This window comes from Lentzea sp. NPDC058450 (assembly GCF_042721395.1).
Lineage (GTDB): Bacteria > Actinomycetota > Actinomycetes > Mycobacteriales > Pseudonocardiaceae > Lentzea.
Genome location: NZ_JBHXLO010000052.1, coordinates 24375 through 38282, shown reverse-complemented (window position 1 = coordinate 38282; position 13908 = coordinate 24375). Strand labels below are relative to the sequence as shown.

General features: G+C 66.1%; 23 protein-coding genes. All 23 read right to left on the bottom strand.

Annotated features, from left to right (window positions below; all coding sequences use genetic code 11):
* Positions 1–225: 225 nt before the first annotated feature.
* The 23 genes from rplO to fusA all read right to left on the bottom strand — a co-directional run bounded on the left by rplO (position 226) and on the right by fusA (position 13843).
* Positions 226–669 carry a 50S ribosomal protein L15 gene (gene rplO / locus ACFWNN_RS43955; protein WP_382445915.1) on the bottom strand — a complete coding sequence of 148 codons (444 nt, stop codon included), beginning with the start codon at positions 667–669 and terminating at the stop codon, positions 226–228.
* On the bottom strand, positions 666–851 hold the full coding sequence (gene rpmD / locus ACFWNN_RS43950; RefSeq protein WP_090094710.1) for a 50S ribosomal protein L30: 186 nt from the start codon (positions 849–851) through the stop codon (positions 666–668). The genes rplO and rpmD overlap by 4 nt, the downstream gene beginning before the upstream one ends.
* Before the next feature lie 2 nt (positions 852–853).
* Positions 854–1462, bottom strand: a complete 609-nt coding sequence (rpsE, locus tag ACFWNN_RS43945; RefSeq protein WP_030473451.1) for a 30S ribosomal protein S5 — start codon at positions 1460–1462, stop codon at positions 854–856.
* A 34-nt stretch (positions 1463–1496) separates the two neighbouring features.
* A complete protein-coding gene (gene rplR, locus ACFWNN_RS43940) occupies positions 1497–1898 on the bottom strand; it encodes a 50S ribosomal protein L18 (protein WP_090015388.1) in 402 nt (133 codons plus the stop codon).
* A 1-nt stretch (position 1899) separates the two neighbouring features.
* The gene (gene rplF / locus ACFWNN_RS43935; RefSeq protein WP_382445914.1) at positions 1900–2439 is read right to left on the bottom strand and encodes a 50S ribosomal protein L6; all 540 of its coding nucleotides are present in this window, start codon (positions 2437–2439) and stop codon (positions 1900–1902) included.
* Between the two features lie 12 nt (positions 2440–2451).
* On the bottom strand, positions 2452–2850 hold the full coding sequence (gene rpsH, locus ACFWNN_RS43930; protein WP_030478309.1) for a 30S ribosomal protein S8: 399 nt from the start codon (positions 2848–2850) through the stop codon (positions 2452–2454).
* A gap of 120 nt (positions 2851–2970) precedes the next feature.
* A complete protein-coding gene (locus tag ACFWNN_RS43925) occupies positions 2971–3156 on the bottom strand; it encodes a type Z 30S ribosomal protein S14 (protein WP_030473455.1) in 186 nt (61 codons plus the stop codon).
* A gap of 4 nt (positions 3157–3160) precedes the next feature.
* Positions 3161–3724: a 50S ribosomal protein L5 gene (rplE, locus tag ACFWNN_RS43920; protein ID WP_089915278.1), complete on the bottom strand. Its 564-nt coding sequence runs from the start codon at positions 3722–3724 to the stop codon at positions 3161–3163.
* Positions 3725–3726: 2 nt separating this feature from the next.
* Positions 3727–4041: a 50S ribosomal protein L24 gene (gene rplX, locus ACFWNN_RS43915; protein WP_045309812.1), complete on the bottom strand. Its 315-nt coding sequence runs from the start codon at positions 4039–4041 to the stop codon at positions 3727–3729.
* A gap of 2 nt (positions 4042–4043) precedes the next feature.
* The gene (rplN, locus tag ACFWNN_RS43910; RefSeq protein WP_030478306.1) at positions 4044–4412 is read right to left on the bottom strand and encodes a 50S ribosomal protein L14; all 369 of its coding nucleotides are present in this window, start codon (positions 4410–4412) and stop codon (positions 4044–4046) included.
* Between the two features lie 71 nt (positions 4413–4483).
* On the bottom strand, positions 4484–4765 hold the full coding sequence (gene rpsQ / locus ACFWNN_RS43905; RefSeq protein WP_030473459.1) for a 30S ribosomal protein S17: 282 nt from the start codon (positions 4763–4765) through the stop codon (positions 4484–4486).
* Positions 4762–5004 carry a 50S ribosomal protein L29 gene (rpmC, locus tag ACFWNN_RS43900; protein WP_089915286.1) on the bottom strand — a complete coding sequence of 81 codons (243 nt, stop codon included), beginning with the start codon at positions 5002–5004 and terminating at the stop codon, positions 4762–4764. Before rpmC ends, rpsQ begins: the two co-directional genes overlap by 4 nt.
* Positions 5004–5423: a 50S ribosomal protein L16 gene (gene rplP / locus ACFWNN_RS43895; protein ID WP_089915289.1), complete on the bottom strand. Its 420-nt coding sequence runs from the start codon at positions 5421–5423 to the stop codon at positions 5004–5006. The genes rpmC and rplP overlap by 1 nt, the downstream gene beginning before the upstream one ends.
* Positions 5424–5426: 3 nt before the next feature.
* Complete coding sequence (gene rpsC, locus ACFWNN_RS43890) at positions 5427–6260, bottom strand: 30S ribosomal protein S3 (protein WP_089915292.1); 834 nt, start codon at positions 6258–6260, stop codon at positions 5427–5429.
* Positions 6260–6658, bottom strand: coding sequence for a 50S ribosomal protein L22 (gene rplV, locus ACFWNN_RS43885; protein ID WP_089915295.1), 399 nt, complete (start codon positions 6656–6658; stop codon positions 6260–6262). The genes rpsC and rplV overlap by 1 nt, the downstream gene beginning before the upstream one ends.
* 34 nt (positions 6659–6692) lie before the next feature.
* Positions 6693–6974 (bottom strand): 30S ribosomal protein S19, encoded by a 282-nt coding sequence (gene rpsS, locus ACFWNN_RS43880; RefSeq protein ID WP_030478300.1) that lies wholly within the window; start codon positions 6972–6974, stop codon positions 6693–6695.
* A gap of 18 nt (positions 6975–6992) precedes the next feature.
* Complete coding sequence (rplB, locus tag ACFWNN_RS43875; protein ID WP_089949047.1) at positions 6993–7826, bottom strand: 50S ribosomal protein L2; 834 nt, start codon at positions 7824–7826, stop codon at positions 6993–6995.
* Positions 7827–7845: 19 nt separating this feature from the next.
* Complete coding sequence (gene rplW, locus ACFWNN_RS43870) at positions 7846–8145, bottom strand: 50S ribosomal protein L23 (protein WP_065915972.1); 300 nt, start codon at positions 8143–8145, stop codon at positions 7846–7848.
* The gene (gene rplD / locus ACFWNN_RS43865) at positions 8142–8828 is read right to left on the bottom strand and encodes a 50S ribosomal protein L4 (RefSeq protein ID WP_382445913.1); all 687 of its coding nucleotides are present in this window, start codon (positions 8826–8828) and stop codon (positions 8142–8144) included. Before rplD ends, rplW begins: the two co-directional genes overlap by 4 nt.
* Positions 8828–9478, bottom strand: a complete 651-nt coding sequence (gene rplC / locus ACFWNN_RS43860; protein WP_382445912.1) for a 50S ribosomal protein L3 — start codon at positions 9476–9478, stop codon at positions 8828–8830. The genes rplD and rplC overlap by 1 nt, the downstream gene beginning before the upstream one ends.
* A 27-nt stretch (positions 9479–9505) precedes the next feature.
* Positions 9506–9811: a 30S ribosomal protein S10 gene (rpsJ, locus tag ACFWNN_RS43855; RefSeq protein WP_003938093.1), complete on the bottom strand. Its 306-nt coding sequence runs from the start codon at positions 9809–9811 to the stop codon at positions 9506–9508.
* A 589-nt stretch (positions 9812–10400) separates the two neighbouring features.
* Entirely contained in the window at positions 10401–11594 is a 1194-nt protein-coding gene (gene tuf / locus ACFWNN_RS43850) for an elongation factor Tu (protein ID WP_086669027.1), read from the bottom strand.
* Positions 11595–11740: 146 nt separating this feature from the next.
* Positions 11741–13843, bottom strand: a complete 2103-nt coding sequence (fusA, locus tag ACFWNN_RS43845) for an elongation factor G (protein WP_382445911.1) — start codon at positions 13841–13843, stop codon at positions 11741–11743.
* Positions 13844–13908 lie beyond the last annotated feature (65 nt).

The window sequence follows — 13908 nt, the reverse complement described above, 5'->3', positions numbered from 1 at the left end:
CCGGGGCATTTCCCCCCGCCCTATTCCCGCCCTATGCGCCCCGCCACGGCGCCCCGAAGTCAAGCCCCAATCGCAACCCCCCAGGTCTTTCGTCGAGACCCGCGCAAGCACCCTCGCAACCGCAGCCCGACCAACGGAACGCAACCAACCCCGCTGGAACGCAACGGCAACGAACGCAAAGGGCCCCGAGGCAAACGCCTCGGGGCCCTCAGAACGCGAAACGCGTCAGGCAGAAACCGTGGAAGAACCGCCGGCAGCAGCCAGCTTCTCCACAGCGGACTTGGAGAACTTGTCCGCGGTGACGTCCAGCTTGACGCTGACGTCGCCATCGCCCAGCACCTTGACGAGGTGGCCCTTGCGGACCAGCCCGGCCAGCACCAGCGCGGGAACGTCCACCGAGCCGCCCTCCGGGAAGGAGGCAGCGATGGCGGAGACGTTCACGACCTGGTACTCGGTGCGGAACGGGTTCTTGAAGCCCTTGAGCTTCGGGAGCCGCATGTGCAGCGGCATCTGGCCACCTTCGAAGCGCGGCGAGACGTTCTTGCGAGCGCCCGTGCCCTTCGTACCGCGGCCGGCGGTCTTGCCCTTGGAGCCTTCACCACGACCGACGCGGGTCTTGGCGGTCTTGGCGCCGGGGGCAGGACGCAGGTCGTGAATCTTGATGGTCACGACTGGACCTCCTCAACGACCACCAGGTGACGCACGGCGTTGATCAGGCCGAGCACCTGGGGGGTGTCCTCACGCACGACCGACTGACGGATCTTGCGCAGCCCGAGGGTGCGCATCGACTCGCGGTGGTTGTGCTTGGTGCCGATGGTGCTGCGAACCTGCGTGATCTTCAGCTGAGCCATGATCACACCCCCTGGCCCGCGCGAGCGCGGATCATGCCGGCGGGGGCGACGTCCTCGAGGGGCAGGCCACGACGGGCCGCGACCTCTTCGGGACGCTGCAGGCCCTTGAGGGCCGCCACCGTCGCGTGCACGATGTTGATCGCGTTGTCGGAGCCGAGCGACTTCGACAGCACGTCGTGCACGCCGGCGCACTCGAGGACGGCGCGGACAGCGCCACCCGCGATGACACCGGTACCGGCCGAGGCCGGACGCAGCAGGACCACACCAGCGGCCTTCTCACCCTGAACCGGGTGCGGGATGGTGCCGGCGATGCGCGGGACGCGGAAGAAGTTCTTCTTCGCCTCCTCGACGCCCTTGGCGATGGCCGCGGGAACTTCCTTGGCCTTGCCGTAGCCGACGCCCACCATGCCGTCACCGTCGCCCACCACGACGAGCGCGGTGAAGCTGAAGCGACGACCACCCTTGACCACCTTGGAGACGCGGTTGATCGCAACCACGCGCTCGAGGTGGGGGGTCTTCTCCTGGGCCGCGCCGCCGCGGCCGCCGTCACGACGGTCGCGGCGCTCTCCGCGCTCGCCCCCGCCGCCTTCGCGACGCGTACGTCCTGGCATCAGGCGTCCCTCTCAATTCCGGTGATGAACATTGTCAGAACTCCAGCCCCGCCTCGCGAGCGGCGTCCGCCAGAGCGGCGATCCGGCCGTGGTACGCGTTGCCACCGCGGTCGAACACGACCGCCGTGACGCCGGCGTCCTTGGCACGGGCCGCGGCCAGCTGGCCGACCTTGGCCGCACGGGCCTTCTTGTCGCCGTCCAGGGCACGGACGTCGGCCTCCATGGAGGAAGCGGACGCGATCGTGTGGCCCTTCAGGTCGTCGATGATCTGCACGGTGATGTGCTTCGACGAACGGTGCACGGCCAGGCGCGGACGCTCGGCGGTTCCGTTGACCTTCTTGCGGAGGCGGAAGTGGCGACGGGCCTTCGCAACACGACGCCTGGTGGAGATGTCCTTGCCCACCGGCTTGCGCTTCGTAACAGTCGACTCGCTCATGTCACTTACCCGTCTTTCCGACCTTGCGACGGATCTTCTCGCCCGAGTAGCGGACGCCCTTGCCCTTGTACGGGTCGGGCTTGCGCAGCTTGCGGATGTTGGCGGCAACCTCACCGACCAGCTGCTTGTCGATACCCGAGACGGAGAAACGGGTCGGGGTCTCGACCGCGAAGGTGATGCCCGCGGGGGCCTCCACCTTGACGGGGTGCGAGTAACCGAGCGCGAACTCGAGCTCAGAGCCCTTGAGCGCGACGCGGTAACCGACGCCGTGGATTTCCATCTTCTTTTCGTAACCCTGGGTCACGCCGACGACCATGTTGTGCACGAGCGTGCGCGACAGGCCGTGGAGCGCGCGGTTGCGGCGCTCGTCGTTCGGGCGCTTCACCTCGAGGGTGCCGTCTTCGGCCTTCTCGATGATGATCGGCTCAGCGAGCGTGTGCGTCAGGAGACCCTTGGGGCCCTTGATGCTCACGTCCTGGCCGGCGATGTTCACGTCGACCCCGGAGGGGACAATGATCGGCTGCTTACCGATGCGCGACATGTCTACTCCCCCTTACCAAACGTAGGCGAGGACTTCTCCGCCCACGCCTGCCTTGTTGGCCTGACGGTCGGTCATGAGACCGCCAGAGGTCGAAATGATCGCCACGCCGAGGCCACCGAGAACTCGGGGCAGGCCAGTGGACTTCGCGTACACGCGCAGACCGGGCTTGGACACGCGGCGGAGGCCGGCGATGCTGCGCTCACGGTTCGGGCCGTACTTCAGCTCGACGACCAAGTTCTTGGCCACCTCGCCGTCCTCGTCGCGGTACGAGGCGATGTAGCCCTCGCGCTTGAGGATCTCGGCGATGTTCGCCTTGATCTTGGAGTGCGGCATCACGACCTTGTCGTGGTAAGCCGAGTTCGCGTTCCGCAGACGAGTGAGCATGTCTGCGATGGGATCGGTCATCGTCATGGTGACCTGGTCAACCTTTCTCGCTGCGGTTCACCGGCTCAGGGTCCAGACCCGCCCTCCCCCGGAGGGGAGAGCAGGACGGTCGTGTGCGGGCCTACAGCGAAGTAATGAAGCTTGGAATTACCAGCTGGACTTGCTCACGCCAGGCAGCTCACCGCGGTGAGCCATCTCGCGCAGGCAGATCCGGCAGAGGCCGAACTTGCGGAACACCGCGTGGGGGCGGCCGCAACGCTGGCACCGGGTGTAACCCCGGACCTTGAACTTCGGCTTCTTCGCGGCCTTGTTGATCAACGCCTTCTTGGCCATCGACTCAGTTCTCCTTGAACGGGAAGCCCAGGTGCTTCAGCAGCGCCCGGCCCTCCTCGTCGTTCGTGGCGGTGGTGACGACGGTGATGTCCATGCCGCGAGGCCGGTCGATAGCGTCCGGGTCGATCTCGTGGAACATCGACTGCTCGTTCAGACCGAACGTGTAGTTGCCGTTGCCGTCGAACTGCTTGCCCGAGAGGCCGCGGAAGTCGCGGATACGGGGCAGCGCGATCGTCAGCAGACGGTCGAGGAACTCCCACATGCGGTCGCCGCGCAGCGTGACGCGCGCACCGATCGGCATGCCCTCACGCAGCTTGAACTGCGCGATGGACTTGCGGGCCCGACGAACCTCGGGACGCTGGCCGGTGATGATCGAGAGGTCGCGCACGGCGCCCTCGATCAGCTTGCCGTCACGGGCGGCGTCGCCGACACCCATGTTGACGACGACCTTGACGACGCCCGGGATCTGCATGACGTTGGCGAAGGAGAACTGCTTCTGCAGCTCGCCCTTGACCTCGTCGCGGTAGCGCGTCTTGAGCCGCGGGATGATCTTCTCTGCGGTAGTCATGATCAGATGTCCTTCCCGTTACGACGGGAAATGCGGACCCGCTTGCCCTCGTCGTTCGTCCGGTAACCAACACGGGTCGGCTTGCCGTCCGAGTCGACCACCATCACGTTGGAGACGTTGATCGGGGCCTCCTGGGTCACGATGCCACCAGACTGCGCGCCCCGCTGGGTCTGCGTGATCTTGGTGTGCTTCTTGATCCGGTTGACACCCTCGACCAGGACCTTGCCGGTCTCCGGGTAGGCCTGGATGACCTTGCCCTTCGCGCCCTTGTCCTTGCCGGCGATGACGACGACCGTGTCGCCCTTCTTCACCTTCATGGTCAGAGCACCTCCGGAGCCAGCGAGATGATCTTCATGAACTTCTTGTCGCGCAGCTCGCGCCCGACCGGGCCGAAGATGCGCGTACCGCGGGGCTCGTTGTCGTTCTTGATGAGCACGGCGGCGTTCTCGTCGAAGCGGATGTACGAGCCATCCGGACGGCGACGCTCCTTGACGGTGCGGACGATGACGGCCTTGACGACGTCACCCTTCTTCACACCGGCACCGGGGATCGCGTCCTTGACGGTCGCGACGATGATGTCGCCGATGCCCGCGTAGCGGCGGCCCGAACCACCGAGAACACGGATGCAAAGGATTTCCTTCGCACCAGTGTTGTCGGCGACACGAAGCCGCGACTCCTGCTGAATCACTTACTTGCTCCTTGACCATTCCTGGCCCGCCGGATTTCCGACCCGACGGGCTCGGTCTGTCTAGAAAGGACTTACTTGGCCTTTTCGAGGATCTCGACGAGGCGCCAGCGCTTGGTCGCCGACAGGGGCCGGGTCTCCATGAGCAGGACGCGGTCGCCGATGCCCGCCGCGTTCTCCTCGTCGTGCACCTTCACCTTGGTGGTGGAGCGCATGATCTTGGAGTAACGCGGGTGCTTCTTGCGGTCCTCGAGCGCGACGACGATCGTCTTGTCCATCTTGTCGGACACGACGAGGCCCTCACGGACCTTGCGGTCGTTGCGCTTCTCGGTCTGAACTTCGTTGCTGTCGGTCATGCCGCACCCTCACCAGTGGAATCCGGCGAAACGGAGAGCCCGAGCTCCCGCTCCCGCATCACGGTGTAGATCCGGGCGATGTCGTGCCGGACCGTGCGCAGCCGCCGGTTGTTGTCGAGCTGGCCCGTGGCCATCTGGAAGCGAAGGTTGAAGAGCTCTTCCTTCGATTCCTTCAGACGCAGCACGAGCTCTTCCTCGGTGAGCTCACGCAGCTCGGAAGCGGTGGTACCCGCTGCCATCAGAACTCACCACCCTCACGCGTAACGATGCGGCACTTCATCGGGAGCTTGTGGATCGCGCGGCGGAGCGCCTCGCGAGCGACCTGCTCGTTCGGGAACGCCATCTCGAAGAGGACGCGACCCGGCTTGACGTTGGCCACCCACCACTCCGGCGAACCCTTACCGGAACCCATGCGGGTCTCGGCCGGCTTCTTCGTCAGCGGACGGTCCGGGAAGATGTTGATCCAGACCTTGCCGCCACGGCGGATGTGACGCGTGATGGCGATACGAGCGGACTCGATCTGCCTGTTGGTGACGTACGCCGGCTCCAGAGCCTGGATGCCGAACTCACCGAAGGTGACCTTCGTGCCGCCCTTGGCAGCACCCGACCGCTTGGGGTGGTGCTGCTTGCGGTGCTTGACCCTACGAGGGATGAGCATGGCTCAGCTCTCCGTCTTCTCTGCAGAAGCCGGGGCCTCGGCCGACGCGGAAGCGTCAGCAGCGGCACGGCCGGCCTCGGTGCTCGTCGCGGTGGTGCCGCTGGCACCGGAACGACGGGCACGGTTCGGACGCTCGCCACGGTCGCGGCGCGGAGCGCGGTCGGCCTGCGAAGGCGCAGCCGCGTCGAGCGCGCGCTTGGCGGAGATGCCACCGACGATGTCGCCCTTGTAGATCCACACCTTCACGCCGATGCGGCCGAACGTGGTGCGGGCCTCGAAGAAGCCGTAGTCGATGTTCGCGCGGAGCGTGTGCAGCGGCACGCGGCCGTCGCGGTAGTGCTCCGAGCGGGACATCTCGGCGCCGCCGAGGCGACCGCCGCACTGCACGCGGATGCCCTTGACCTGCGGCGAACGCATGGCCGACTGAATGGCCTTGCGCATCGCGCGCCGGAAGGCGACGCGGTTGGACAGCTGCTCGGCGACACCCTGTGCCACGAGCTGCGCGTCCGACTCGGGGCTCTTCACCTCGAGGATGTTGAGCTGGACCTGCTTCTTGGTGAGCTTCTCCAGCTCACCGCGGATGCGGTCCGCCTCGGCACCACGACGGCCGATGACGATGCCCGGCCGGGCGGTGTGGATGTCGACGCGCACCCGGTCACGGGTCCGCTCGATCTCCACCTTGGAGATGCCGGCACGCTCCATGCCCTTGCTGAGCAGGCGGCGGATCTTGACGTCCTCCGCCACGTACTCGGCGTACTGCTTGTCTGCGTACCAGCGGGACTTCCAGTCGGTGGTGATCCCCAGCCGGAAGCCGTGCGGGTTGATCTTCTGGCCCACTACCGCGTTCCCTTCGCGCTGGTCTTCTTGGGACGAGACTCCACCTCGATGGTGATGTGGCTCGTCCGCTTGCGGATCCGGTACGCGCGGCCCTGGGCACGCGGGCGGAAACGCTTGAGGGTCGGACCCTCGTCCACGTAGGCCACGGACACCCAGAGGGTGCTCGGGTCCAGGGACAGGTTGTTCTCGGCATTGGCCATGGCGCTGGCGAGCACCTTCGCGACCGGCTCAGAGGCGGCCTGGGGCGCGAACTGGAGCACGGCCAGGGCCTCGCTGGCGTTACGACCCTTGATGAGCTCGATGACGCGACGCACCTTCATGGGGGTGTCGCGAACGTAACGAGCCCGAGCCACGGCGCGCGGAAACTCCGCTGCCTCAGCGTCCTTACGGGCGTTCATCGCTGCTTTTCCCTTGCTCTTCTCAGTTCGACGCCTAGCGGCGACGAGACTTCCGGTCGTCCTTGATGTGACCCTTGAAGGTGCGGGTCGGGGCGAACTCGCCCAGCTTGTGCCCGACCATCGCCTCGGTCACGAACACCGGGACGTGCTTGCGACCGTCGTGCACCGCGATGGTGTGGCCGAGCATGTCCGGGATGATCGTGGACCGGCGGGACCACGTCTTGATGACGGTCTTCTTGCCCGCTTCGTTCTGAACGTCCACCTTCTTGAGCAGGTGGTCGTCGACGAAGGGACCCTTCTTAAGGCTGCGAGGCATCCTTCACTCCCTCCCTGCTCAGCGCTTCTTACCGGTGCGACGACGCCGGACGATGAGCTTGTCGCTTGGCTTGCGGCGGCGGGTACGACCCTCGGGCTTACCAGCCGGGTTGACCGGGTGGCGACCACCGGAGGTCTTACCCTCACCACCACCATGCGGGTGGTCAACGGGGTTCATGGCGACACCGCGGACGGTGGGCTTCTTGCCCTTCCACCGCATGCGGCCGGCCTTGCCCCAGTTGATGTTCTGGTGCTCCTTGTTGCCGACCTCGCCGAGCGTGGCGCGGCAGCGCACGTCCACGTTGCGGATCTCGCCGGACGGCATACGCAGCTGGGCGTACGGGCCGTCCTTCGCGACGAGCTGCACCGAGGCACCGGCGGAGCGGGCGATCTTCGCGCCGCCACCGGGGCGGAGCTCGATCGCGTGGATCACGGAACCGACCGGGATGTTGCGCAGCGGCAGGTTGTTACCCGGCTTGATGTCGGCCTTGGGGCCGTTCTCAACCGTGTCACCCTGCTTGAGCTTCTCCGGGGCGATGATGTAGCGCTTCTCGCCGTCTGCGTAGTGCAGCAGCGCGATGCGCGCGGTGCGGTTGGGGTCGTACTCGATGTGAGCGACCTTGGCCGGCACGCCGTCCTTGTCGTTGCGACGGAAGTCGATCAGACGGTAAGCCCGCTTGTGACCGCCACCCTTGTGCCGGGTGGTGATCTTGCCCGACGCGTTGCGTCCACCCAGCTTGTGCAGCGGGCGGATCAGCGACTTCTCCGGAGTCGACCGAGTGATCTCGGCGAAGTCGGAGACGCTCGCACCGCGACGACCGGGAGTCGTCGGCTTGTACTTGCGAATGCCCATCTCTACGCAGTCCTCGTCATCAGGCGGCAGGGCCGCCGAAGATCTCGATCGCCTTGCTGTCAGCCGACAGCGTCACGATCGCGCGCTTCGTGTCCTTGCGCTTGCCGAACCCGGTGCGGGTGCGCTTGCGCTTGCCCTGCCGGTTGATGGTGTTGACGCTGACGACCTTCACGCCGAAGACCTTCTCCACGGCGATCTTGATCTGGGTCTTGTTCGAACCCGGCGCCACCAGGAAGGTGTACTTGTTCTCCTCGAGGAGCCCGTAGGACTTCTCGGAGATCACCGGCGCGAGCAAGATGTCCCTGTGGTCGGGGATCACTTGGAACCCTCCTCGTCCACGACCGTCGCCGTGGCCTCAGCCGAGCCAGAACCCGCCTGGGCCTTGCTGGCGAGGAACACGTCGAGCGAGTCCTTGGTGAACACCACGTCGTCGTTGACGAGCACGTCGTAGGTGTTGAGCTGGTCGGGCGCGATCACGTGGACGTGCGCGAGGTTGCGCACGCTGACCCAGGCGACCTCGTCGGTGCGGTTGAGCACCACGAGAACGCGACGGGCCTGGGTGACCGACTCCAGGACCTTGCGCGCGGTCTTGGTCGACGGGGTGTCCCCGTCCACCAGGCCGGACACGACGTGGACCTGGTTCGCGCGGGCCCGGTCGGAGAGGGCGCCACGCAGAGCGGCGGCCTTCATCTTCTTGGGCGTCCGCTGCGAGTAGTCACGCGGCTGCGGGCCGTGGACGACGCCACCGCCGGCGAACTGCGGCGCACGCGTCGAACCCTGGCGGGCGCGACCGGTGCCCTTCTGGCGGTACGGCTTCTTGCCACCACCGGACACCTCGCCGCGGGTCTTCGTGGAGTGCGTGCCCTGGCGCGCGGCGGCCTGCTGGGCCACGACGACCTGGTGCAGCAGCGCCACGTTGGCCTGCGCGTCGAAAACAGCCGAGGGGAGCTCGACCGTGCCGGCGGACTTGCCGTCCGGCGTACGGATCTCAACCGTCGACATCAGGCACCACCCTTCGCGGCCGTCCGGACGAACACCAGACCACCCTTGGGACCGGGAACGGCGCCCTTGATGAGCAGCAGGCCGTTCTCCACGTCGATCTTGTGCACCTTCAGGTTCTGGGTCGTGACGCGCACGTGGCCCATGCGGCCGGCCATGCGCAGACCCTTGAAGACGCGACCCGGAGTGGCACAGCCACCGATGGAACCCGGCGAGCGGTGCTTGCGCTGGGTGCCGTGGCTGGAGCCGAGGCCCCGGAAGTTGTGGCGCTTCATGACACCCGCGGTGCCCTTGCCCTTGCTGGTGCCGGTGATGTCGACAACAGCGCCGGCCTCGAACACCTCAGCGGTGATCTCCTGGCCGACCGTGTACTCGCCGGCGTCCGTCGTGCGCAGCTCCACCAGGTGGCGACGGGGCGTGACCCCGGCCTTGGCGAAGTGGCCCGCGACGGGCTTGTTGACCTTGCGCGGGTCAATCGCGCCGGCCGCCAGCTGGACGGCGGTGTAGCCGTCCTTCTCTTCGGTGCGAACCTGGGTGACGACATTCGGCTCAGCCTTGACGACGGTCACCGGGACGACCCGGTTGTTCTCGTCGAAGACCTGAGTCATGCCGAGCTTGGTGCCCAGGATGCCCTTCATCTGCCTGTCAGACATTGGTCCGTTACTCTCCGCGCCCAACGCTTACTGGATGTTGACGTCGACGCTGGCCGGCAGGTCGATGCGCATGAGCGCGTCCACCGTCTTCGGCGTCGGGTCGAGGATGTCGATCAGCCGCTTGTGCGTGCGCATCTCGAAGTGCTCGCGCGAGTCCTTGTACTTGTGCGGCGAGCGGATGACGCAGTACACGTTCTTCTCAGTGGGCAGCGGCACTGGCCCGACAACCCGAGCGCCGGTGCGCGTCACGGTCTCCACGATCTTGCGTGCAGACGCGTCGATCGCTTCGTGGTCGTAGGCCTTGAGCCGGATGCGGATCTTTTGTCCCGCCATGATGGCTTGCCGTTCCTCTGCTTCTCGTAACCGCTGCGGTGCGGTGCCTCGGATGAGGCCTGTTACAGCCTCTTGGCGCGCTCCGCCCCTGTTGAAGTGTCATGGTGCCCGGTCCACGCGGTCGGGCGTGTCGCGCCCGGTGCGCATACCGGTCCCACTCAAGGTCTCCCCGGTGGGATTGGGCCTACCACAGCCCATGCACCCTGATGCCCATCTCCGCAAGGAGGCGTTCACTAACAGGGCGCGGACGCTCGATCTCAGAACCCGAACACGCCGTGAAGCGCGCTCGGCCTTCATCGAGCAACCCGTAAAGGATGCCACACGGGCGCGAGGTGGTCCAAATCGGGGTGGGTGACTTGGAGCCAGATCACGTCGGGATCTTGGCCGGTGAGCGGTGCCGTCCGTCGCTTGTGGAGCGACGAGCGGACGGGTTCCGTTGCCCGGCAAGGAATCCCAGCGGAGGGCCTGCCTCGCACGCGCCTTCGAACGAACTGGCGTGAGCTGACGCACACACCAGGTGGATCAACGACGAAGGCCGGGCCAACGAAGATCGTTGGCCCGGCCTCACGCCGAACTGGGTCGAGCTAGGTCACTTGATGATCTTGGTGACCGAGCCGGCGCCGACGGTGCGGCCACCCTCGCGGATCGCGAAGCGGAGGCCCTCGTCCATGGCGATCGGCTGGATGAGCTTGACGTCCATACCGGTGGTGTCACCCGGCATGACCATCTCGGTGCCCTCGGGCAGCGTCACAACGCCGGTCACGTCCGTCGTCCGGAAGTAGAACTGGGGACGGTAGTTGTTGAAGAACGGCGTGTGGCGGCCACCCTCGTCCTTCGACAGGATGTAGACCTGCGCGGTGAACTCGGTGTGCGGGGTCGTGGTGCCCGGCTTGACGATGACCATGCCGCGCTCCACCTCCTCGCGCTTGATGCCGCGGAGCAGCAGCGCGGCGTTGTCGCCGGCGCGGCCCTCGTCGAGGAACTTCTTGAACATCTCGATCGAGGTGACCGTCGTCTTCTTCGACGTCTCCTTGATACCGACGATCTCGATTTCCGAGTTCACGTTGATGATGCCGCGCTCGATGCGACCGGTCACCACGGTGCCGCGACCGGTGATCGTGAAGACGTCCTCGACGGGCATGAGGAACGGCTTCTCGGTGTCGCGCTCCGGCTCCGGGATCGCCGTGTCAACGGCGGCCATGAGCTCGAGAACGGACTTGCCCCACTGCTCGTCGCCCTCGAGCGCCTTCAGCGCCGAGACGCGCACGACCGGCAGGTCGTCGCCCGGGAACTCGTACTCGGAGAGCAGCTCGCGGACCTCGAGCTCGACGAGCTCCAGGATCTCCTCGTCGTCCACCATGTCGGCCTTGTTCAGGGCGACGACGATGTAGGGGACGCCGACCTGGCGGGCCAGGAGGACGTGCTCCTTCGTCTGCGGCATGGGACCGTCGGTCGCCGCCACGACGAGGATGGCGCCGTCCATCTGCGCCGCACCGGTGATCATGTTCTTGATGTAGTCGGCGTGCCCGGGGCAGTCGACGTGCGCGTAGTGACGGTTCTCCGTCTGGTACTCGATGTGCGCGATCGAGATCGTGATGCCGCGCTGCTTCTCTTCCGGCGCCTTGTCGATCTGGTCGAACGCGAACGAGGCGTTCACATCGGGGTACGCGTCGTGCAGAACCTTGGAGATCGCCGCGGTCAGCGTGGTCTTGCCATGGTCGATGTGACCGATGGTGCCGATGTTGACGTGCGGCTTCGTCCGCTCGAACTTCGCCTTGGCCACTGGATTGTCCTCCTGGACTTCTTTTTGCTGGTCCGGCGGGCATCTGTGGCCACCCGCCGGACTTACACGTCAGGGTCTGAAAGTAGCGGACCCCAGGGATTCACCCCGGAGAGCCCGCGGTCGAACTGCGGTGCTCCGGTGGGGAGTTATTCCCCGGTCGCCTTCGCGATGATCTCCTTCGAGACGTTCGCGGGAACCTCTGCGTAGGAGTCGAACACCATCGAGTAGTTGGCACGACCCTGGGTCTTGGACCGCAGGTCACCCACGTACCCGAACATTTCCGACAGCGGAACCAGTGCCTTGACGACACGGACGCCGCTGCGCTCCTCCATGGCCTGGATCTGGCCACGGCGGGAGTTCAGGTCGCCGATCACGTCGCCCATGTACTCCTCGGGCGTCGTGACCTCGACGGCCATCAGAGGCTCGAGGATCGCGGGAGACGCCTGACGGGCGGCTTCCTTGAGGGCCATCGAACCAGCGATCTTGAACGCCATTTCCGAGGAGTCGACCTCGTGGTAGGCGCCATCGAGCAGCGTCACCTTCACGCCGACCAGCGGGTAGCCCGCCAGCACGCCGTACTGCAGCGCGTCCTGCGCACCCGCGTCGACCGACGGGATGTACTCGCGAGGGATGCGACCACCGGTGACGGCGTTGACGAACTCGTAGAGCGCGCCGTCTTCCTTCTTCTCCAGCGGCTCGACGGTGACGAGCACCTTCGCGAACTGGCCGGAGCCACCGGTCTGCTTCTTGTGGGTGTAGGAGTACTTCTCCACCGCCTTGCGGATGGTCTCCCGGTACGCCACCTGAGGCTTGCCGATGTTGGCCTCGACCTTGAACTCGCGGCGCATGCGGTCCACCAGGATGTCCAGGTGGAGCTCGCCCATGCCGGCGATGATGGTCTGGCCCGTCTCCTGGTCGAGGTTGACCCGGAACGTCGGGTCCTCCTCGGCCAGCTTCTGGATCGCGGTGCCGAGCTTCTCCTGGTCCGCCTTCGTCTTGGGCTCGATGGCCACCTGGATGACGGGCTCGGGGAAGGTCATCGACTCGAGCACGATGGGGTGCTGCGGGTCGGCGAGGGTCTCACCGGTCGTGGTGTCCTTCAGACCGATCACGGCGTAGATGTGGCCCGCGATGGCCTCGGTGACCGGGTTCTCCTTGTTGGCGTGCATCTGGAAGATCTTCCCGATGCGCTCCTTGCGGTCCTTGGTCGCGTTGACGACCTGGGTGCCGGAGGCGACCTTGCCCGAGTAGACCCGGATGTAGGTCAGCTTGCCGAAGAACGGGTGCACGGCGATCTTGAACGCCAGCGCCGAGAAGGGCTCGTCGGACGAGGCCTTGCGCGACACGACGGTCTCGCCGTCCTGCAGCGTGCCCTCGACCGGCGGGAGGTCCAGCGGCGACGGCAGCAGGTCGATGACCGCGTCGAGCATGGGCTGGACGCCCTTGTTCTTGAACGCGGAACCGCAGAGAACCGGGTACGCGGTGCCCTCGGAGACGATCTTGCGGAGGCCGGCCTTGATCTCCTCGACGGAGAGGTCGCCCTGCTCGAAGAACTTCTCGGTCAGGTCGTCGTCGGTCTCCGCGACGGCCTCCAGGAGCGCCTCGCGGTACTCCTGCGCCTTCTCGACGAGATCCGCGGGGATCTCCTCGATCGCGTAGTCCTCGCCCTTCTGGACTTCGCCACGCCACGTCAGGGCGCGCATCTCGACCAGGTCGACGACACCGATGAAGTCGCTCTCGGCACCGATCGGCAGCTGGATCGGAATCGGCTTGGCGCCGAGCCGGTCCTGAATGGTCTTGATGGTGAAGTAGAAGTCCGCGCCGAGCTTGTCCATCTTGTTGACGAAGCAGATGCGCGGGACGTCGTACTTGGTCGCCTGCCGCCAGACCTGCTCGGACTGCGGCTCGACGCCCTCCTTGCCGTCGAAGACGGCAACGGCGCCGTCGAGGACGCGCAGGTTGCGCTCGACCTCGACGGTGAAGTCGACGTGGCCGGGCGTGTCGATCAGGTTGATCTGGTGGTTCTTCCAGTAGCAGGTCGTCGCGGCCGACGTGATCGTGATGCCGCGCTCCTGCTCCTGCTCCATCCAGTCCATCACGGCGGCGCCGTCGTGGACCTCGCCGATCTTGTAGCTGATCCCCGTGTAGAAGAGGATCCGCTCAGTCGTCGTGGTCTTGCCCGCGTCGATGTGGGCCATGATCCCGATGTTGCGGACCTTGGCAAGATCAGTGAGCACGTCCTGTGCCACGGGTCTTTCCCCTGTCTTGAGCTTGTCAGCTCACTAGGGCTGGGAGAGCCCGGCCTTCTCAGGCC